Source organism: Gemmatimonas sp. UBA7669 (genome assembly GCF_002483225.1).
In the GTDB taxonomy this organism is placed as follows: Bacteria; Gemmatimonadota; Gemmatimonadetes; order Gemmatimonadales; family Gemmatimonadaceae; genus Gemmatimonas.
The window spans coordinates 61128-81659 of record NZ_DLHL01000043.1; the positions used below are offsets into that span (position 1 = coordinate 61128).

Consider the following 20532-nt stretch of genomic DNA (forward strand, 5'->3'; position numbering starts at 1 on the left):
AATGACGTAAGGTGTGGGGCGGGAAGAAACGGCGGGCGAAACTGCGGTCGGGGTCTTGGCAGGGGTCGGGGTCGGGGTCGGGGTCTGGGTCGGGGTCGGGGCTATCCTTTTATCCGGATAGTCGGATATATTCCGCCGCATGACCGCGCCCCGGCTGCCAATCCACGACCACATGACCGAGTTGGCCGACCCTACGCGGGGTCGGCTGCTGGCGGCGTTGGAGCGGCAGGAGCTCACGGTGGGCGAGCTGGCGCTGGCCCTGCAGCTGCCGCAGAGCACCGTGAGCCGTCACCTCAAGATCCTGCTCGATCAGGGCTGGGTGGCCTCGCGGGCCGAGGGGGCGAGCCGCTGGTACCGCCTCCACTCGGCGCTCAATGCGCGCATGCAGGCGCTGTGGACGCTGGTGCATGAGGCCTTTGTGCACACGCCGGTGGCGCTGCAGGACGCGGCGCGACTGGATGCCGTGGTACAGGCGCGGCGCAGCACCACGCAGTCGTTTTTTGCCAGTGCGAGCGCCGAGTGGGATGCGCTGCGCAGCGAAATGTTTGGTGCGCGCGCGGACCTGAGTGCGCTGCTGGCCCTGCTCGACCCTACGTGGGTGGTGGGTGACCTGGGCTGCGGTACCGGCGCTCTGAGTGCCGCGCTCGCGCCGCATGTGCACACGGTACATGCCGTGGACGCGTCGCCGGCCATGCTGTCGGCCGCCGGTGCGCGACTGGCGGGTCTGCACAATGTGCAGCTGCATGACGGCGCACTCGAGGCGTTGCCACTCGATGATCACACGCTCGATGTCGCGGTCCTGATGCTGGTGCTGCATCACGTGCCGGACCCGCTGCGTGCGCTGCGCGAGGTGCAACGAGTCCTGCGACCCGCCGGGCGTGTGCTCATTGCCGATATGCGTCCGCATGCGCAGGAGCGATACCGGGAAACCATGGGCCACATGTGGCTGGGTTTCTCCGAGCAGGAGTTGCAGCGCTGGTTGCACGAAGCCGGCTTTGAGGTCGTTCGCTACACGGCATTGCCGGTTGATGCGGCGGCCAGTGGGCCGGCGATGTTCAGTTGTACGGCGGTCGCGGTACCGGCGCCCAGTCTGGTTCTAGCGTGATCGTCTGGCTTCTTCACTGATCAGTTCCGGGTGTTGAGTTCAGGTTTCGAGTTGTAGGTCACTTTCGACTCGATACTCCAACGCAAAACTCGAAACTGATCGGTTCAATACGTTCGTTTCATCGGTACCACGGTCCTTCATCTCCATACTTCTCCATGTCCACTTCCGTCATGACCGAACACGGCGTCGCGCTGCTGACGTCACTCGACCGTCCCGCCTTTGCCGTGCGCGATCTCTCGCTCGCGGAGTGGGGTCGCAAGGAAATCCGTCTCGCCGAGCAGGAGATGCCGGGCCTGATGGCACTGCGCGCGGAGTACGGCGCGTCGCAGCCGCTCAAGGGCGCGAAGATCATGGGTTCGCTGCACATGACGGTGCAGACGGCGGTGCTCATCGAGACGCTCACCGCGCTGGGCGCCGACGTGCGCTGGGTGTCGTGCAACATCTTCTCCACGCAGGATCATGCGGCGGCGGCCGTGGCCGTGGGTCCGCAAGGCACGGTGGACAACCCCAAGGGCACGCCGGTCTTTGCGTGGAAGGGTGAGACGCTCGAGGAATACTGGTGGTGCACGGAGCAGGCGCTGATGTGGCCGGACGGCACGGGCCCCAACCTGCTGCTGGATGACGGCGGCGACGCTACGCTGCTGGTGCACAAGGGCGCCGAGTACGAAAAGACGGGCACGGTGCCGAGCTTTGACAGCGACAACGAGCCGGAAGAGTGGGGCGTGATTCTCGACCTGCTGCGCGTGGAGCAGCAGAAGAATCCGGGCCGCTGGACGAAGGTGCTGGCGGGCATTCGTGGTGTGTCGGAAGAGACCACCACGGGTGTGCACCGTCTCTACGAAATGGAGAAGGCCGGCACGCTGGCGTTCCCCGCCATCAACGTGAACGACGCCGTCACCAAGTCCAAGTTCGACAATCTGTACGGCTGCCGTCACTCGGTGGTGGACGGCCTCAATCGTGCGACCGACGTGATGCTGGCCGGCAAGATCGTGGTGGTGCTCGGCTACGGTGACGTGGGCAAGGGCTGCGCGCAGGCGCTCAAGGGTCAGGGCGCGCGTGTCGTCATCACGGAAATCGACCCGATCTGCGCGCTGCAGGCGGCGCTGGAAGGGTATCAGGTCACGACGCTCGAAGACATTGTGGAGCAGGCCGACATCTTCGTGAGCGCGACGGGCAACAAGAACGTCATCACCGTGGAACACATGAGCCGCATGAAGGACAAGGCCATCGTGTCCAACATCGGCCACTTCGACAACGAGATCGACATGGCCGGTCTCAAGAAGGTCGAAGGCATGAAGCGCATCAACATCAAGCCGCAGTATGACGAGTTCGTGCTGCCGAACGGGCGCTCCATTCTGGTGCTGGCCGAAGGCCGTCTCATGAATCTGGGCTGCGCCACGGGCCACCCGAGCTTCGTGATGAGCGCGAGCTTCAGCAATCAGGTGCTGGCGCAGCTCGAGCTGCACGCGCGAGCGGAGTCGTACGAGAAGAAGGTGTACACGCTGCCCAAGCACCTCGACGAGAAGGTGGCGCGACTGCACCTCGACAAGCTGGGCGTGAAGTTGACCACGTTGACGGCGGATCAGGCGAGCTACATTGGCGTGGATGTGAATGGGCCGTACAAGGCCGCCCACTACAAATACTGAACCAAAGAGTGGCGTAAGGTGTGACCGCGTAAGGTGGAACTGCGGGAAGGGACTGCAGGCGGGGCACTTGCGGGAACTGCGGGAACGGGACGGGGCAGGGAACTGCCCCGTCCCAGGTGGGTAGGGGGACGAAATTCCCTCCGCAGTTTCCCTCCCCAGGAGTACACAATGCCACGGCACGTGAAGTGGGTACCATTGGTTCTGCTGACCTCGGTTGGCGCGTCCCTATCAAGTGCGGCGCCGATTGCCGCGCAGGCCCGATTGTCCGGTGTGGTCTTCGACAGCGTGGCGGGCAAGCCGCTGGCGTCCGCCTTCGTGCAGGTGGCGATGGTGTCCGATCCGAGCGTGAGTCGCTCGGTGCGCGCCGATGACAAGGGTCGCTTCCGCGTGGACAGTCTGCAGCCAGGCAGTTGGATGCTGGCGGCCATGCATCCGCGCATCGACTCGCTTGGCATCGAGCAGCTCGCCAGAGTGGTGAGCGTAGGTGAGCGAGGGGAGCAACGCGCGACATTGGCCGTGCCGTCAGCGCGGCGTCTTGTGCGCGAGGCTTGTGGGGACAGCGCCACCGGCGATGCGGCGGGCTATCTGCATGGCCGACTGCGCCGTTTGCCGGGCGCGTCCGATACGGCGCAATTGGGTCTGGTGGAGGTGCGCTGGGTGGACATGATGGTGTCGGTGACGCGTGGGGTGGGGGTGACCCGGGTGCCGAGGCGCGAAGTCATGCCGGCCCGACCCGATGGTGCGTTTGCCGTCTGTGGGTTGCCGCCGGGCGGCACGGTGCGCGTTCGCGGCTTCTCCGGCCGCGATTCGACGGGCATCGTGGAGCTGGTGGTGCCGGAGCACGGCATCGCGCGCCAGGATCTCGCGGTGGGCGCCGTCACGCACGTGTCCGTGGACTCGCAGCTGGTGCGAAGGGGACTGGGCACGCTGCGGGGCCGTGTGACGGGACCCGGTGGTGCGCCGCTGCCCAATGTGGCCGTGGTCGTGTGGGGCGCCGAGTCGCCCGCGCGCAGCGATTCGGCGGGGTACTGGCAATTGCGGCAACTGCCAACCGGCACGCATACGGTGGAGATACGCGCCCTCGGCTATCAGCCCGAGCGACAGATCGTGGACATCGGTGACGCGAGTGCAGGCAACGACCTGATCGTTACGTTGCATCGCACCGTCACACTCGACACCGTGCGCACACGCGCGCTGCGCGAGTCGCTGTTCGAACCCAACATCCGCGCGTTCGAGCAGCGTCGAAAGATCGGCATCGGCACCTATCGCGGGCCCGAGGAGATTGATCGGATCATGCCGTTCGAGGCGGCGCATCTCTTCAGCAGCGTCCCCGGCATTCGCATCATCCCGTCCATGCAGAAGAGCTTGTTCATGGGCAACAAGATTCTGCTGCGCGGGGGAACCACGGGAGAGCCGTGTACGCCAGATCTCGTGATCGACCGACAGCGTGTCAACTCAAACGTGCACGGTGGATTCATCGATCAATGGGTACTGTTCAGCCAGGTGCGAGCAGTGGAGGTGTATCAGGCGCTCACCGGCACGCCACCAGAGTTTCTCCGGGTCGGCAATGATTGCGGCACGATTGTCATCTGGACTGGGCGGCGCTGAAGCCGGTAAATGATGGGAGACTTCCTGCGGAAATCAGCAACGCTGGCGGCATTGCTCGCGCTGACGACCACCATGGCCTCGGCGCAGGGACGCCTGCGTGGCACGGTGTATGACAGCGTCGCGTCGAGACCACTGGCCTCGGCCTTTGTACAACTGGCCATGGTGCAGGACCCTGCAGTCAGTCGTTCGATACGCACCGATGATCAGGGGCGCTTCAGTCTCGACAGCATGCCGCCCGGTACCTGGGCCGTGGTAGTCATGCACCCTCGTCTCGATTCGCTGGGCATCGAACAGCTCTCGCGCTCGGTGAGCACCACAGGCACTGGTGAGCAGCGGGTCACCCTGGCTGTGCCGTCGCCACGCGTGTTGGTGCGCACGGTTTGCGGCGACGCGGTACCCGGCGAGGACACGGGATTCCTGCACGGCCGTCTGCGTCGGCTGCATGGCAGCGCCGCCAGCAATGGGCCGCGGGATACCGCCGACCATTCAGCCGGTCAGGTCGACGTGCAGTGGGTGGATCTTACCATTGCGGTGGCCGACGGACTGGGCATGCAGCGTACGCCGCGGCGCCTCACCGTCAACGCACGCACCGACGGCAGCTACACCGCCTGCGGTGTGCCCGCGGGCGGCACGGTCCGTGTGCGCGGCATCAGCGGCACCGACACCACGGGCACGGTGGAAATGGTGGTGGCGGACCACGGCATGGCGAAGCTGGATCTCACGGTGGGCCCGGTACGCCATGTGATAGAAGCGGCGACCGACTCAATGAGCGACGCGGCGCCGAAACGTCGAGGGGACGGTGTGCTGCAGGGCCGCGTCGTCGGGCCAGGCAACAATCCGCTGCCCGACGTGTCGGTGGTCGTGTGGGGCAGCGACCGGACGGCGCGTAGTGACGCCAGCGGCGCGTGGCAGCTCCGCGACCTGCCCGAGGGCACACACACGGTGGAAGTGCGCGCGCTCGGCTTCCGCGCGTCGCGACTTCTTGTGGACATTGCCGACCAACCTCAGACGGTGCTGGAGACCACGCTGGAACGTGTGGTGACGCTGGACACGGTGCGTACGCGCGCCATGCGTGATCTCCTGTTTGTTCCGGAACTTCGAGCCTTCGACGAACGGCGCCGTCAGTACCCCGGCTACTTTCGGGGGCCTGACGAGATCGATCGTATCCAACCGTTTGAAGCAAGCGACATCTTCATGGCCATGCCGGGCATCCGTCTGGAACACCGGCGTGAAGGTACCGCCATCCTGATGCGTGGCAAAGCAGGATTTCCCTGCGTGCCCGACGTGTTCATCGACCGCATGCGGATTATCCCGAGCATGGGACGCGGCATGATCGACGAATGGGTATATGCACGCACCATCCGTGCGGTCGAGGTCTATCCCGGACTGACCTCACCGCCCCCGGAGTTCATGCGCGTCGGCAACGAGTGCGGCACCATCGTGATCTGGACCGGGCGACTCTAATCCCGTTACGGCCCGCCGCGCGTGATGGACACGTTGCCGCCGCCCGGCTCGCCGCCCACGCGTGGCCGGTTGTGACGCAGGGGAACGGGGTACCCGAAGCGCCACTGCGCATTCTCACGACGCTCCTTGGGCACACTGGCGATGTTCTGGATCATGGGCAGCAGATCGCGCTGCTGGGGATTGAGCACCGGCACCGCCGTGTCCACCTGGGCCCAGAACAGTCTCCAGTACGCGCGCGTGGTGGCCTGCACGCTGTCGAGCGCTGCCTTGCCGGCCACGCCATCGGGCTGCTCGGCCAGGAAGCGCGCGAGCGGATAGTAGAGATCGCGGGCCTGGGCACTGAACACCGAGTCGGTCACCAACAGGCGATTGATCTGCTCACGAGTCAGGAAGAGCGAGTCGCTCTCGGCCAGCAGCAGGCGGTGGATGTTGGAGGTCTGCTGCAGATAGAGATCGGCAATGGAGTCCACGCCACGCCGTGTCCAGCCGCGGCGGTCGGGCGTGCGCACCGGTTCGATGGCCCGACGCAGTTGCTGCAGGTCGTAGGGCACGGACAGGTCCATCGTCACATCCAGCACCACGCGGAACGGCGTGCGTGAGAGCGTGCGGAAGGCGCGCGTGTCGCCGAAGCGCGGATTGACGTCGTAACGGAAACGCTGTGACGCCGCATCGAAGCCCCGCGGAATGAGCAGCGTGGGATCGGGCAGGGCCTGCGCACCCCAACCCTTGAGACCATTGGCGCCGTTCACCAGCTGGTCGACACCGGCCAACGGATTCTCGAACACCACGTTGACGCTGGCGTTGCGTCCACGAATGCGTCCGATGTTTGGCTGCAACATGAGATTCATGCTCTGCGTCCACGGCCCGCGGCAGCTCATGCGGCCCGCCACGCGACCCAGCTGGGACTCGAGGCAGTTGCGCACGTTGGATGGCGCCGAGGCCAAAAGCGCCTGCATCTGCGCGGCCGTGGCCGCGTCGCCGCCCGACGTGGTGGGGATGAAGGCGCGGTCACCGCTGCGTCCGTCGCCGTCCACATCACCACGCACGATGGGGGTGAATGGCAACCCACTCTGAATGCGTGTGAACAGCGTGAGCGCGCCGACCCGCGGAATGTTGGCGCCGGCCTGCACCACGAAGGCGTGCCGCGCATCGTTCACGCCAGCCGCCCACTCCTTGAGCGTCGGATCACCGAAGTTGGCGCCATCAAAACCGCGATACTGTCGGCGCACCTCCTGCAACGTGTAGCCGAAGGTGAACATGACCGGTGGCGGACCGGCTGCACCACGGAAGATTTCGGGTTGCACGGTGGCGGTGAGCTGCCCGCCGTAGCCGCGCAGGTCGCTGGTGCGCATGGCCACGCGGCCATAGTCGTTGCTGCGCCGCGATTCACGCGCGGACACGGCGCCGCTGGCCGCATCGATGGCGGCCGGAGTCACGAACATGGGGCGACTGCCTTCGCCGGCCAGTGTGAAGCGTGAAGTGCCCGCGAAGTTGGCATCCACGGTGCCGGGCTGCGCCAGATCATACGACGCGAGACCATCGAGGCGCAGCAGGAAGCTCTTCACGTTGCTGGCCCAACCGAGGCTGGCGCGCCAGCTGCGTGGCACGTCGAAGTTGGGATCGATGAGCGAGACGCTCGGTGCGCGCTCGGCGAGTGTGCCCGAGCCATCGAGACAGGTGCTGGGTAACGCCCCATTGCCGCTGGTGAGCGCGTTCCAGTCGGGGATGGGCACGGCACTGCCCACGCAGGCCAGCGAGAGCGTGCTGCCAGCGAGGCCCGCGCCCACCATGGCGTCGGTCAGCAGGTTGGGACGATAGAGATCGCGGAACTCGCCAATGCCGCCGCGGAAGGTACCCTGTAGGGTGCGGTGGAAAGTGCCCACCTCGGTGCCCATGGTGCCCTGGCCGTTGGTGCGCTGACGATTGTAGGTGTAGGTGAAGCCGGCGCGCGGCGAGACGCGCACGCGCGAGGGCGCTATGCCGGTGCGCACACCGAGCGCCTGTTCGAGTGCCGTGTTGCGTGGTGGGGCCTCGCCGAAGGCGCTGCCCTCGACACGCGCGCCCACGATGGTGTTGAAGTAGCGCGACGGATTCCACTGATGCGCAAATGCTGCGGCCGCATTGTAGGTAGAGGCATCACGTACGGGCTGCAGCAGCGTGCGCGAGTAAAACGCCGGCCGATTGGCGGCGAGATCGGCCACCGAGTTGTAGGTGTACTGGCCCAGCGCGTTGGTCACGCCTTCCTGTGTCAGACCGTCATAGCGTCCCCACAATGACGTGCGGAAGCGATGCCGACGGCCCACGGCGTTCCACGTCATCTCGTTGGCCAGTTCGGCCGTCCAGCGCGAGTCATTGGTCACGAGCTGCGGATTGCCGCCGAGCTGCACCGGTACGATGTCACTGGTGGACGCATCGGAGGCAGAACGCGCCAGCACGGTGGCGCCCGGCGCACTCACGTAGGGCGTGGTGCGGTCGCGCACACGGCTGACGGCGGCGCGATTCTGCATGAGCGTGGTGTAGCTCCTGCCCACGTACTGCGCGTGCACGAACTGTGCGCCCATGGTGAGCTGCGACTGTTCGCCGCCTGCCGCCGGCGCGCTGAGCGGACCGAAGGCCAGCGCGCCTTCGCTGTTGCGACCGAAGTATGAGGTCAGCGTGAGCGTGCGCAGGGTGTCGCGCACATTATCAAGGCGACCGAGCCAGGTGAGGCTGTTCTGCACACGTGACCCGGGAATGCCGCTGCCGGACACGGGCAGACCAATGCCGGCCGCGGCCGACTGCACCCGCAGCGCGGAGTCGGGCGAGAGCCCGGCACGCAACAGCGCGTCGCGATTGCCGCCAACGAGTGTGGACGGGTCGCTGACCGTCCGCCCCACGTCGAGGGCCATGTTGTAGGTGAGCACACGCCGAATGGCTTCACCGTCGGCGCCAACACTGGCGCGGAAGCCACCGTTGGTGAGACCCAATGAACGTCCCACGGCGTCGGTGACCTGCAACTGTGGCGCGTTGAGCGTGAGGTAGGCGTTGCGGTTCTGGAAGTTGCGATCGCCGGCCGCGAGGCGCACGTCGATGTTGGCCCCGGCAAAGCCACCACGCGTGGCATCAAACGTCGCACCCGTTACACGGACGTCGGCGCGCGCGGCGCGCGGCAGCTGGCCGCCGGGCAGCGCCATGCCGTTGAGTGTCGTGAGATTGGACGACACGTCGGCGCCGAGCATGCTGGGGCCGGTTGCGGTCATGACGACGCCGGGCATGGTGCCGGCAATGGTGTTGAGATTGCCGGCCGCGTTTGGACTCACGCGGCCCTGCACACCCTGACTCCACGATTCGGCGGCACCAACTTCCGGCGACGTGGCGTTGGCGACAATGGCCGAGGCGCGGACGGCACGATTGGCCCGCACGTTTACGGCCGCGAGTACCGCGGCCATGTCGCGCGCCATGGTGAAGTCGGCCACGAGTTCGCGTTCACTGCCCTGACGCTCGACGCGCCGGCGTGCACTGCGGAAACCCAGCGCCGACACGTGCACGAGATAGTCGCCCGTGCCCGGGTCGAAGCGCAGACTATAGCGACCGCTCGAGTCGGTGGTGGTGGTCTGTACCAGACGGTCGGGGCCGCGCGTGATGGCTACGGCCGCGCCGGGCAGCGCGCGGGCCGAGTCGTCGAGGACGCGGCCACGGACCACGTCGGCCCCCTGGGCGGCAAGCGGCCGGGCGGCGAAGACACAGAGCAGGCCAATAGCGGCCCCACGGACACAGGTGCGGAGAAAGGTATACATATTGGCTCACGACGGACGGGCCGTCGGAAAAGTTGCAGGCTGGGACGGGGCTCGACAGAGAATGCGGATGCAGCCCGGGGGCTGTTTCACAGACAGCCTTGGACCGTGTTTGGGTTTACGCGATTCGGCAAATCCCGCGACAAATTCCTCCGCACGTTGACGGCGGCCCGGGACGCAGGTGAGCATTCGACATGGGCCATACTCACCCGGACCGGAACACGCGACGTTGGCGCATGCTGCGCCGCGGGGCCTTTGTGCTGGGTCTGGTGAGCAGTGGGATGAACCGGCCTCTGTCGGGACAGGGGGCAACGGGCGCCGCGTCAGCGAGTCCCTCGGTTGCACAGGCCACGGTCACCATGATCGTGCCAGGTGACACTGCCCTGCGTGCGCAGCGGCTGGCCGCAGGGACTCAGGTGTTTGCGCTGACCCTGTTTCGCGATGGCGACGAGATCCCGGTGGGCCGTTTGCGGGATGTGCTGGTGCACGATTCGACCGCGTCTGTGCCGATGCTCCGGCGCACGCTCACCACCGAACGCGGCACGCTGCAGCTCACCGATTCCACGGACTCCGCCGAGCCGGGGCTCGCACCTCTGAGGCGCCGCAGTCAGCAGCAGAATCGTCGCGTGCTGCTGGAGTTCTCTGGGCGGCGTGTGCGCGGCAGTCTGGCGCCACAGGATGTGCCGGGTGTGCCCATCGACACCACGCTCCCGGTGGCGGCCTTTGATGCCGGCAATTGGGATCTGGTCCTTCGCGCGTTGCCGTTGGCGATAGGCTACACGGCGCAGTTTGCGGCCTACGATGTGGACGCCGGTGTGCGGCGCTATCAGGTGCAGGTGACGGGACAGACCACGCTGCACGGTGAGGCGGCGTGGGTGGTGAAGCTGGTCATTGGGCGCGGCCGCGAGTCGTATGTGTGGATTGGCAAGGAGACGGCGCGCCTGCTGCAGCTCGAGACCATGCTGAACGAAAGCACCATGTTGCGGCAGGTGCTCGTGCCCGCCGCTACGGAACGCGCACGATGACCGCCACGACGATGGCGATGAGCAACAGCGTGGGCACCTCGTTGATGGCGCGGCAGGCGGTTTCGCTGAGGAAGTAGTCGCCGCGCGCAAAGCGCTTGCGGGTGACCGATGCAAACCCGTGGTACGCCAGCAGCAGCACCACTGCGCCCAACTTGAGATGCATCCATGGCATGCGCAGCAAGGCCGGCTGCATGACCAGCATGGTGCTGCCCAGCGCGATGGTCACGATCATGGCCGGGGCCATGATGGCGCGCATGAGACGCCGTTCCATGATGACCAGCGTGTTCACGACCGCTGGCTCGTGGCGCTGTTGGACGTGATACACGTACAGCCGAAAGATGTAGAACAGCCCGGCGAACCAGGCCACCATGGCCACGACGTGAAAGGCCTTGACCCACAAATAGGCGGAAGACATGTCCGCCAATCTATCGCGACGTCCTCTACACCGCGCGCGAGAACTGCAGGGCGCAGGGCGCCGTGCGGCGGTGCGGGTCGAGCGGAAAGGCCAGATTGCGCAACACAAAACGCCCACGGGTGGTGACCCGCCAGCCATCGGCCTCACGGCGCAACAGGCCGTCCTCGACAAACGGCGCATAGGCGGTGGTCAACAGCTCCGCGTCGTCCTGCCAGAGTCGGTCGGGTAGTTCAGCCTGACAGAGCAGATGCATGATGGCGCGTGCTCGCCAGGCATCATCGCGGCTTTGCACATGCCGGCGGGCCATGGGCACCTGATGGGTGTCGATGGCGCGCTGCCAGGCGCCCAGTGCACTGTCCGATTGCACGAAGCGACCGGCCACTTCAGAAATGGCGCTCACGCCAAGGCCGAGCAAGTGTTCGCCGTCCCGCGTGGTGTAGCCCATGAAGTTGCGATGCAGCGCACCCTCGCGCTCCGCCACAGCCAACGGATCGTTCGGGCGGGCGAAGTGGTCGAAGCCCAGCCACACGTATCCGGCCTGGACCAGACGCAGCACGGCGTCGTGAAACAGCAGCATGCGCTCGGTGCCACTGGGAAGCTGGCGCTCGTCAATGCGCCGCTGATGGGCGCGCATCCAGGGAACGTGCGCGTAGCCAAAACAGGCCAGACGATCGGCGCCAAATGCGATGGCGCTGTCCACGGTGCGCGCAAAGCTGTCGCGGGTCTGCCGCGGCAGGCCGTAGATGAGATCGACGTTGATGCCAGTAAAGCCTTCGTCGCGCGCCATGGCCACCACGTCGCGTACGAGGGACTCCGGTTGCACACGCCCGATGGCTTGCTGCACGTCGGCATCGAGATCCTGCACGCCGAAGCTGATGCGTGTGAAGCCCAGGGCGCGCAGTCCACGCAGCTGCTCGCGCGTGACGAGGCGAGGATCGGCTTCGATGGAGCGCTCGGTGTTGTCGTTCAAGTCGAACGCGGTACTCAGATCGCCCACCAACCGTTCGAGCTGCGGCAGACTGGGGAAGTTGGGTGTGCCGCCGCCCCAGTGCATGGCGCTGATGGCTGGCCGCGCGCCGATGGCGCGGGAAGCCCAGGCGATTTCTCGCGCGAGCCGCGCCAGATAGCGGTCGACCACTTCGTCGCGCGTGGTCACGGTGGCGTTGCAGCCGCAGTAGAGACAGCGCGCCAGGCAAAACGGCAGATGCACGTAGAGCGCCACCGAGGCATCGGGCGCCGCGAGCTGCTGCAGATGCTGCTCCCATTCGGCGGGACCAAAGCTGCCACTCCAGTCGGGCAGCGCGGGGTAGCTGGTGTAGCGTGGGCCCGGGACATCGTAGCGCTGGGCCAGATCGCGCAGCTCGTGTTCCTGCAGGGCGGCAAGGTCCTGCGCCATGGGTGTGGTCATGCCGCCAGTATGACCCATGAGGGTGTGGCTTTCAGTCGGCGGCGGCCCCCGGCGGCTGTGAGGGTTTGTCTGACTGCAGTGATGCGAGGCGCTCGGAGATGGCCGCCGGCACGAGCAGGTTGTCGGCGATGGCGGCGAGTTCCTCGGCTTCACGCCAGCGGGTTTCGAGTTCGGCCAGTTCGCCTTCGAGGGCGCGGCGTTCGTCGTTTTCGTGGAGCGCCATTTCCAGCGCCAGTCGGTCCGCAGGGGGCATCTCGGAGAAGACCGTGAGGTTGTTCGGGTCAAGCGCGCGCCTGAGTGCCACGTGTTCGAGGATGGCCTTGGGGTCCGCCACGTTCGTCACGCGTTCCACAGCCTCAGTGATCATGTCATTTTCGGCGCCCGTACTGTTGACCAGTGGCAGCATGTTCGCGGCGTAGCGAAAGACTTCCGGGCCGTGTACGTCGCTGTATGTGCCGACGGCCAACCGTCGATGCGTGACGCCGAGTGTGCGCAGCAGGGAACCGGTGGGTTGATAGTCGGCATGGTGTAGTCGCAGGTACCATTGACCCTCGGCGTCGCGTCGGAAACGTGCGAGTGCGGCGCTGGCGGCGGAGAGGCGCACGGTGCGTCCGTTCTCAAGGCGTACGGGTACGCGGGGGCGGTGGCGCTGGAGAAGCGTGCGGCCGGTACTCACGAGCTGCACGCCGTTGTAGAGGGTGATTCCTCCCAGTAGGCCGGGCACGGCCACGTCCAGTCCGACGCCGGCGACGGCCACAGCCAGCGCACCCCCGTACCACAAGTTCTCACGACGGCGGCGCTCCCTGAATATCTGTCCGTAGCGCCATGCTGCAAACTCCGGCCGGAGCGGCTGACCAATGCGAATGAGTCGCGTGCGATCGGGAAGCTGTGCCATCCCGATGTGTTCAGTGGCCACACGGGTGCGAGTATCGCGGTAGCTGCGCTCCATCTCTTCAATGGCTTCCCAGCGAATGTCGAGCGGCGAGAGGTTCCAGCGTGCGCAGGACGGACAGACCACCCACAGGCGGCCGCGGGCCGCGTCAAACGCGAGCCGGCGTCCAACGGGAAAGTGCTCGAAGACGTCATTGCGACCCAGTGGGTCAGCGCAGAACAGGCAGGTGCTGTACATGGCAGTCAGAACGCTTGGGCGACGGATGGTCCGCATTGCCGGACCGTCGGTGTTACGCGGAGATCGTCAACAGCTCACGCAGAGGGAAGGAGTTCGCAGAGGGCGCAGAGAACTGCGGTCGGGGTTGAACTGCCTTGTCGCGGATGACACGGATGCAGCGGAAACAGCACGGATCAACAGCAGTTTGAAGAAAGAATACAAGGTACTCCTCTGCGCCCTCTGCGTGCTCCTCTTCTCTGCGTGAGCTGTTCAAAGGATCCGCTGCGCACACTCCCGCCTGTGTGTCGCCACTACCTCGCGAGCACCGGCACCGCCGCCCGCACCTGCGCCCGGGCACGGTCAAGCGCCGTCGTGAGGTTGACGGGGCCCACCACGATCTCGGGAATGCGATCGATGGCGCCGAGGTAGTAGTCACGCCACACGCTGAGAATGTGCTGCTCGTGTTCGAGCGACCCGCCGCGGCTCAGGGTGTCGCGCGAGAGGGCCGCCTGCGTCGCCAGCGTGCGCTGGGCGGTGGCCACGAGTTCATCCAGCGCCGCACTCGCCACCTCGCGCGTACCCTCGGCCAGCAACAGGCCCGTGGTGAGCGCGCAGGCGCCCACGTTGGCCAGCGTGGCGCTGCTCACATGTTCGATGCGATCGAGGTCGGTGTGGTAGAACTGGTCGGTGAAGTGCCAGAGCAGCACCGCCGGAATGGAGGCGCGCAGGAACGGCGTGTGATCGCTGCCTCCTTCGAAGGGATTGGCCTTCACCACCCAATTGGCCTGACGCGCACGGTCGAGGCAGCGATTGCGCACAAAGTCGTTGAACCAGTGGGCGCGAATGTCCTTCTCGGCCAACGGGCGGCCGCCCCATTCGCTGTGCTGATCTTCGCCACGCACCCACACCGCCGACGGGTCGGGCATCTTTTCGATGAGAAATGTGCCACCCGTGGTGGCCGTGTTCTCGCCCACCATATCGAGTGACATGCCCCACTTGATGCCGGTGCGGCGCAGCGAGTCTTCCTTGATGTAGCGATCGGTGGAGCTGATCTCGTCGCCCCAGAGGAAGGTGACTGTGCGCTGCGGTGTGACCACATTGCGTCGCACGAGATCGGCCGCCACCCGCGCCATTTCCGCCAGAGCGCCCACACCTGACGCGTTGTCGTTGGCACCGGGTTCCTGCACGTGGGCGGAATACACGAAGCGTTCCTGCGGCTGCGTGCGACCACGCACCTCGGCAATGAGTGTGCGCTCAGGGCGACGCGCGATGCGCACGTCGATCTCGACGTGTACACGCACAGGACCACGGGTCATGGCCGCTTCCAGTGAGTCACGCGTGGCCCGTGAGGCATAGAGCAGCCAGCCCGGCTGCAGCGTGTCGCGCGCGATGCCGGAGAACTGGATGGCGTGCCGATTGCGCTCCTGCTGGTTGATGGGTGGCAGCGTCTGCGCTGCAATGACGCCCAGCGCGCCGGCCTTGAGCGCGCGCGGGAGTACGACGCGCGCATTGCCGGTGGTGAAGACAATGCGTCCCGCCACGGGAACACGTGCGAAGTTGCTGTCAGCGCCAATGCCCACGTGCACCAGTTCTGCGCGCACGCCACCGGGTGGTGTGGCAATGGAGTTGGCGGCAATCATGTTGAGATTGCGCGCAAACGCTTGCAGAGGGGCGCTCTGGCCATCCAGCGTGATGGAGGCCGCAAGCGGCGTCCAGGCCGGATCACGCATGGGCCGCGACTCGATGCGGTATACGAGCCGCGCGGCTGCGGGTGCCGAGCTTTCCTCCACGTAACCAGCGGCGCGGAGCAGTGCGGCCACGGTGTCGATGGCGGCGTCGAAGCCCTCATTGCCCGGCAGGCGGTAGAACTGCTGCACAAAGGCCACGGTGGACTTGGCGCGATCCCCGTTGATGCCGCTGTGCACACTGCGCGTGATGGCAGAGAAGGCGGCGGGCGTAGTTTGCGCCTGTGCGCTGTCCGGCGCCGCGAGCAGGCTGCCGGCAAGTAGTGCGAGCGTGCCCGCAATGTTTCGCATCGTGTTCACGGTGTCACGCGAGGTGTTGGCGTTGCGACTGATCACAAGAAACCGCGTCCAGTTGGCGGGGACGTCTTCGATGTTGCGGGCAATGATTTCGAGTCCGTAGCGGGCGGCGGCGGACTCGCCGGCCACGGCGCCCAGGCTGCGGTCGTGCTGCGCGGCCACGTCACGCGCGGCGCCGGCGGTGTCCTCGTGGGGCACCGACTGCAGCCAGGGATGGCGCGCAAAGAAGATGCGGCACTGCGCCAACGCGACCGCGTGACTGCGCACGTCGCGCAGACCGGCCAGCGTGGCGCCCGGCGGCGCCATGAGGCAGAGGTGAATGGGCACCCGCAGTTCACCGCGCACCACCACGTCGGCGCCCGCGGCAGCCAGCGCATCGAGCGCCACTCGCACCGGCCCCACGATGGCGTTCTCCACGGGGATGACGGCATAGTCCGCGTCCCCCTGCACCACGGCGGTGATGGCGTCGGGAAAGCTGCGACAGGGAACGGACGTGGCCCCATCGGGCCACTGGCGGGCAATGGCGAGTTCACTGAAGGCGCCATAGGCGCCCTGGAAGGCAACACGAGGTTCGGGGCCCGAAGTCATGCTAGAACATATTGACAGACGCGCCGTCATGCCGTAGGCATTCAGGTATGACGCATCACGCCGCGCCCAGCCCCTTCAGCCGCTACTGGTATTTTATGCCGACCCGCATGGGCCCCGGCATGTTTGGCGTGCGCTGATTCGTCACCACCGCCGCGACACCGAGAGGCCCGTGCACTGCACGGGCCTCGGTCGTTTCGGGGTTCGCGCGCACGGCCCTCGTGGAGCACCACCGCCCGGCAACGGGCCACCACACGAGGACTGCATGATCATTGTCACCGCCCCCGGCATCACGCCGGACGCACTCGACCGGATTGTCGAGCACGTCGAGCAGGCAGGACTGCGCGCCCATGTCTCGCGCGGCGCGCAGCGCACCATTGTGGGCTGCATTGGCGAAGAGGGTCGTCTGGGCGAACACGGGCTCACGCAGCTCGAGGGCGTGGAGCGCGTCATCCCCGTGCTCAAACCATACAAGCTGGCCTCACGGGAGTTCTCGGTGGCCAACACGGCCATTCACCTGGGCGACGTGGCGGACACGGTCGTTGGTGGACAGGAGGTCGTGGTGATGGCCGGCCCCTGCAGCGTGGAGGGCCGCGAGATGCTGCTGGCCACCGCCGATGCCGTGCAGGCGGCCGGTGCCCGCGTGCTGCGTGGCGGTGCGTTCAAGCCCCGCTCGAGTCCCTACGCGTTTCAGGGCATGGGCGAGGCCGGTCTCGAATTGCTGGCCGAGGCCCGGGCGCGCACGGGTATGCCAGTCGTGACCGAGGTGATGGACCCGCGGCAGGTGGAACTGGTGGCGCGTTATGCCGACGTGCTGCAGATCGGCGCCCGCAACATGCAGAACTTCGCGCTGCTGAGCGAAGTGGGTCGAGTGCAGCGTCCGGTGCTGCTCAAGCGCGGGCTCTCCGGCACGATCACCGAGCTGCTGATGGCGGCGGAGTACGTGCTGGCGCAGGGCAACGGGGATGTGATGCTGTGTGAGCGCGGCATTCGCACCTACGAAACGGCCACGCGCAACACGCTCGACGTGGCGGCCATTCCGGTGCTCAAGCGCGAAACACACTTGCCCGTGCTGGTGGACCCAAGTCATGCCGGGGGACGCGCACATCTGGTGACGCCGCTGGCACTGGCCGCCGTGGCCGCAGGCGCCGACGGTTTGATTGTGGAAGTGCATCCCGATCCGGCGCATGCCTTGAGTGATGGCGAGCAGAGTCTCGAGTACGGTGCCTTTGGCGAGATGATGACCCAGGTGCGCGCGGTGGCGGAGGCTGTGGGCCGCCGCTGTGGTTGGCGTGAGGGCATGCTCGCATGATGCCCGCGGCCGAACACAGTGTGCACGGCAGTCCGCACGACGGTCCGCACGACGGCGTGCCCGCCCTGCGCGCCGCCATGGAGCAGGTGGACGATCAGATCGTGGCCGCGCTGGCGCGTCGTATGGCGTTGGCGCGGGCCATGGCGGACGCCAAGCAGCAGGTGGGCCAGTCCATTCTTGATCCGGCGCGCGAAGTAGCCGTGGTATCGCGCGCCGCCCGGACGGCGCGCCATCTGGGATTGCCGGACCGCGACATCCGCGGTCTGTATTGGAGCATTCTGGCGATGTCGCGCCGCGCGCAACTGGAGGTCAACGCGCGGCGCGAGCCGTCAGATCATGACGAATATCTCTGATGTCTGGGACTGCGTGATGACACGCGCGCTCAGCCGATGGGCTTGATGCCCGCCTTGGGTACGACGGCGCGGCCAATCGTGCCGCGGTCACTGCCGAACCAGATGCTGCGCGTCTTCGGATCGAAGACCATGTGCCGCACGGTGTTGGGCATGCGCGGCCCGAGTTCGGTGATGCCGATGAAGCCGTTGCTGCGCGGATCGAAGCCCACGAGGCGATTGGGCTGACTGCCGGTCTCCACGAACCAGAGGCGATCATTGTCGTCGACGGTCATGGCGTAGGGCAGCGAGGTGGCGCCGCCCGGCATGGCCCATTCGCGCACGGCGCCGCTCACCGGATCAAGGCGGCCGAGGAAACCGCGTGAGTAGTCCACATACCACACGCCGCCGTCGGTGGTGAGTGCAATGCGGCGCCCGCGCGCGCGCTCGTCGGGCAGCACATACTCGCGCACGCGCATGGAAACGGGGTCGATGGTGCCGACTTTGTTGGTGCCAAACAGGTTGAACCAGGGGCGGCCGGCCTTGTCGAGCACGATGCCGTAGGGGCGTGCGCGTGGTGTGGATACGGTGGCCAGCTTCACCACGCCCGTGGCCTTGTCGAGGAAGCCCACCATGTTGCTGAACTGCAGCGTGAACCAGAGGTTGCCCTTCTGATCAAAGGCAATGGTGTGCGGATCCTTGGCGGCAGCTTCCGGCATGGGATAGCGCGTGATCTTGCCCGTCTTGCCATCGATGCGACCGATCATGCCATTGCGGTTGCCCGCATACCACGCGTCGCCCGTGGGGTCGACGGCCACGGTGTGCGGATGTGTGCCGGGGTCGATCTCGAAGCGCTCGAACTTCTTTGAGGCCGGATCGAAGCGCGCCACATAGTTGCCCTCCTGTCCCACAAACCAGATGCGGCCGTCGGGCGCCACACTCGGGTCACGCGGGCGATCGGCGGCGCCCCAGGGCACGTCCCATTCCGTGAGCGCCACCGTGTCGGCACCAGCGGCGGGGCGCGTCTGTGCGTGCGCAACGGAAGCAACGGAGCAGGCGAGCAGCCATGCGCCGAATGCGGCAGAACGCGATGCGAGAGGCAGGCGAAGCGCGCGGGTCATGCGAAACCTCCGGGGGTGGGATCGAGCGGCAACAGCACATCAAACGTGGTGCCGACGGGCCGGTCGAGCAACACGATACGACCACCGTGCGCAGTGGCGATGGCCTGGGCAATGGCGAGCCCTAGACCGGCGCCGGTCTGCACCGGCAGAGCTTCAGGCTCTGCCGGTGGCGCCGACGTGGGAGCGAGCGCGGCGCCATGCACAAAGCGCTCGAACACCCGATCGCGCAGCGCTGCGGGGATGCCAGGGCCGACGTCGCTGACTCGTACCCGCACCCCCCGCGTCAGATCCGGCGCGGCTGCGCTCACGGCGAGCTGCACAGTGCTGCTCTTTGGTGCGTGCTTGAGTGCGTTGTCGAGCAGGTTGAGCAGCAGGCGACGCAGCAGCGCGTCGTCACCCTGTACCACATCGTCGCTGCCGGGTGCCAGCGTAGCGTCAATGTCCGCCTGCAGGGTGAGGCCGCGTGCATCGGCGAGCGTGCGCAGACTGCGCAGCACACTGAGCACGAGCTCGGTGATTGCTACCGGGCGCCGTGTGATGAGGGTACCGCCGGCGTCGGTGCGGGCCAGCAGCAGCAGGTCGTCGACAATGCGTGAAAGGCGAAGCGACTCGGCCTGCACGATGCCCAGCGCCTCGCGATACTCGGCCTCTTCACGATGCGCGCGCCGCAGCGTGACCTCGGCCTCACCACGCACAATGGCGAGCGGTGTGCGCAATTCGTGCGAGGCATCGGCCATGAACTGCCGCTGCGCACGGAAGGCGCGATCGACGCGTTCGAGCAGGCCGTTGATGATGTGTGTCAGGCGCCCGAGTTCATCGTGCGGATTCACAACGGGCAGACGCTCGTCGAGGTTGGCGGCGGTGATAGTGGCCGTACGGGCGACGATGGCCTCGAGCGGTGCCAGACTGCGGCGCGCCAGCAGAAAGCCCGCCGCAATGGAGACGAGCAGCGCGAGCGGAATGGCCAGCAGCAGCGCGGTGCGCACCTGACGCAGCAGCGCGTGGTCTTCAGCCTCGGACAGCATGACGGCGACAAGCAGCGGTGGTTCATCCTCGCGATTGTCCGGTTCCGGCTCCACGCGCAGCAGCGCCACGCGATACATCGAGTCTCCCTGCGTCGCGCGGCGAATGGCCACGACGCTGTCGGGCAGGAGGCCGCGCGCGCGCTCGTCGCGCACGCTGTCCATGACGGCACGCAAGCCAGGCGGTACCTGCACCACCGGGGCGTCGCTGGTACGCGGCTGCCGTGCGGCCACGACTTCCATGCCGCTGATGGACGCCGTGTCATCGGCAGCATCCGCGGCATCGGCAGTGATGAAGATGTCGAGATCTCCAACGCGCATCTCGCGCAAGGCGGCGCGTTCGTAGGCGCCGGGCACTTCTTCCACGTCACCACGTGCGGCGGCCGCTCGGCGTTCGGCCACAATGGCGCCGGCCACGGCGCGCGCCGACTCACGCACCGTGGTGGCGGTGCGCTGCGAGACAGCGCGCGAGAGTGTAATCCATCCCGCCGCCGCAAAGAGCACCAGCAGACAGGCCAGCACGCTGGCATTCCACAGCGTGAGGCGCGTGAGAATGGATGCGCGCACGG

The 20532-nt window shown here is 66.6% G+C and carries 14 protein-coding genes; 7 read left to right on the forward strand and 7 right to left on the reverse strand.

Annotation, left to right across the window (positions count from 1 at the left end; genetic code table 11):
* Nucleotides 1-139: 139 nt before the first annotated feature.
* The 4 genes from B2747_RS11890 (at nucleotide 140) to B2747_RS11905 (ending at nucleotide 5823) form a co-directional block, all read left to right on the forward strand.
* Entirely contained in the window at nucleotides 140-1105 is a 966-nt protein-coding gene (locus B2747_RS11890) for an ArsR/SmtB family transcription factor (RefSeq protein WP_291160962.1), read from the forward strand.
* A gap of 170 nt (nucleotides 1106-1275) precedes the next feature.
* The gene (gene ahcY / locus B2747_RS11895; protein WP_343125898.1) at nucleotides 1276-2751 is read left to right on the forward strand and encodes an adenosylhomocysteinase; all 1476 of its coding nucleotides are present in this window, start codon (nucleotides 1276-1278) and stop codon (nucleotides 2749-2751) included.
* A gap of 168 nt (nucleotides 2752-2919) precedes the next feature.
* Complete coding sequence (locus tag B2747_RS11900) at nucleotides 2920-4359, forward strand: carboxypeptidase-like regulatory domain-containing protein (RefSeq protein ID WP_291160968.1); 1440 nt, start codon at nucleotides 2920-2922, stop codon at nucleotides 4357-4359.
* A gap of 9 nt (nucleotides 4360-4368) precedes the next feature.
* A complete protein-coding gene (locus B2747_RS11905) occupies nucleotides 4369-5823 on the forward strand; it encodes a carboxypeptidase-like regulatory domain-containing protein (RefSeq protein ID WP_291160971.1) in 1455 nt (484 codons plus the stop codon).
* Between the two features lie 5 nt (nucleotides 5824-5828).
* Here the strand turns inward: B2747_RS11905 and B2747_RS11910 are convergent, their stop codons facing one another.
* Nucleotides 5829-9599 (reverse strand): carboxypeptidase-like regulatory domain-containing protein, encoded by a 3771-nt coding sequence (locus B2747_RS11910; RefSeq protein ID WP_291160974.1) that lies wholly within the window; start codon nucleotides 9597-9599, stop codon nucleotides 5829-5831.
* Between the two features lie 191 nt (nucleotides 9600-9790).
* Between B2747_RS11910 and B2747_RS11915 the strand changes: the two genes are divergently transcribed.
* Nucleotides 9791-10621: a hypothetical protein gene (locus tag B2747_RS11915; protein ID WP_291160977.1), complete on the forward strand. Its 831-nt coding sequence runs from the start codon at nucleotides 9791-9793 to the stop codon at nucleotides 10619-10621.
* Here B2747_RS11915 and hemJ read toward each other — a convergent pair.
* From hemJ to B2747_RS11935, 4 genes are all read right to left on the reverse strand, one after another.
* Nucleotides 10602-11036 (reverse strand): protoporphyrinogen oxidase HemJ, encoded by a 435-nt coding sequence (gene hemJ / locus B2747_RS11920; protein WP_291160980.1) that lies wholly within the window; start codon nucleotides 11034-11036, stop codon nucleotides 10602-10604. The genes B2747_RS11915 and hemJ overlap by 20 nt on opposite strands.
* A gap of 25 nt (nucleotides 11037-11061) precedes the next feature.
* Nucleotides 11062-12444, reverse strand: coding sequence for an oxygen-independent coproporphyrinogen III oxidase (gene hemN, locus B2747_RS11925; protein WP_291160983.1), 1383 nt, complete (start codon nucleotides 12442-12444; stop codon nucleotides 11062-11064).
* Between the two features lie 31 nt (nucleotides 12445-12475).
* A complete protein-coding gene (locus B2747_RS11930) occupies nucleotides 12476-13573 on the reverse strand; it encodes a hypothetical protein (RefSeq protein ID WP_291160986.1) in 1098 nt (365 codons plus the stop codon).
* A gap of 290 nt (nucleotides 13574-13863) precedes the next feature.
* Complete coding sequence (locus B2747_RS11935; protein ID WP_291160990.1) at nucleotides 13864-16182, reverse strand: prephenate dehydratase domain-containing protein; 2319 nt, start codon at nucleotides 16180-16182, stop codon at nucleotides 13864-13866.
* Nucleotides 16183-16444: 262 nt separating this feature from the next.
* Here B2747_RS11935 and aroF point away from each other — a divergent pair, with 262 nt between their 5' ends.
* Both aroF and B2747_RS11945 read left to right on the forward strand, forming a co-directional pair.
* The gene (aroF, locus tag B2747_RS11940) at nucleotides 16445-17491 is read left to right on the forward strand and encodes a 3-deoxy-7-phosphoheptulonate synthase (RefSeq protein ID WP_291160993.1); all 1047 of its coding nucleotides are present in this window, start codon (nucleotides 16445-16447) and stop codon (nucleotides 17489-17491) included.
* Nucleotides 17488-17844, forward strand: a complete 357-nt coding sequence (locus tag B2747_RS11945) for a chorismate mutase (protein ID WP_291160995.1) — start codon at nucleotides 17488-17490, stop codon at nucleotides 17842-17844. The genes aroF and B2747_RS11945 overlap by 4 nt, the downstream gene beginning before the upstream one ends.
* 29 nt (nucleotides 17845-17873) lie before the next feature.
* Here the strand turns inward: B2747_RS11945 and B2747_RS11950 are convergent, their stop codons facing one another.
* Nucleotides 17874-18941, reverse strand: coding sequence for a virginiamycin B lyase family protein (locus B2747_RS11950; protein ID WP_291160998.1), 1068 nt, complete (start codon nucleotides 18939-18941; stop codon nucleotides 17874-17876).
* A complete protein-coding gene (locus B2747_RS11955) occupies nucleotides 18938-20530 on the reverse strand; it encodes a sensor histidine kinase (RefSeq protein ID WP_291161001.1) in 1593 nt (530 codons plus the stop codon). Before B2747_RS11955 ends, B2747_RS11950 begins: the two co-directional genes overlap by 4 nt.
* Nucleotides 20531-20532: the final 2 nt, after the last annotated feature.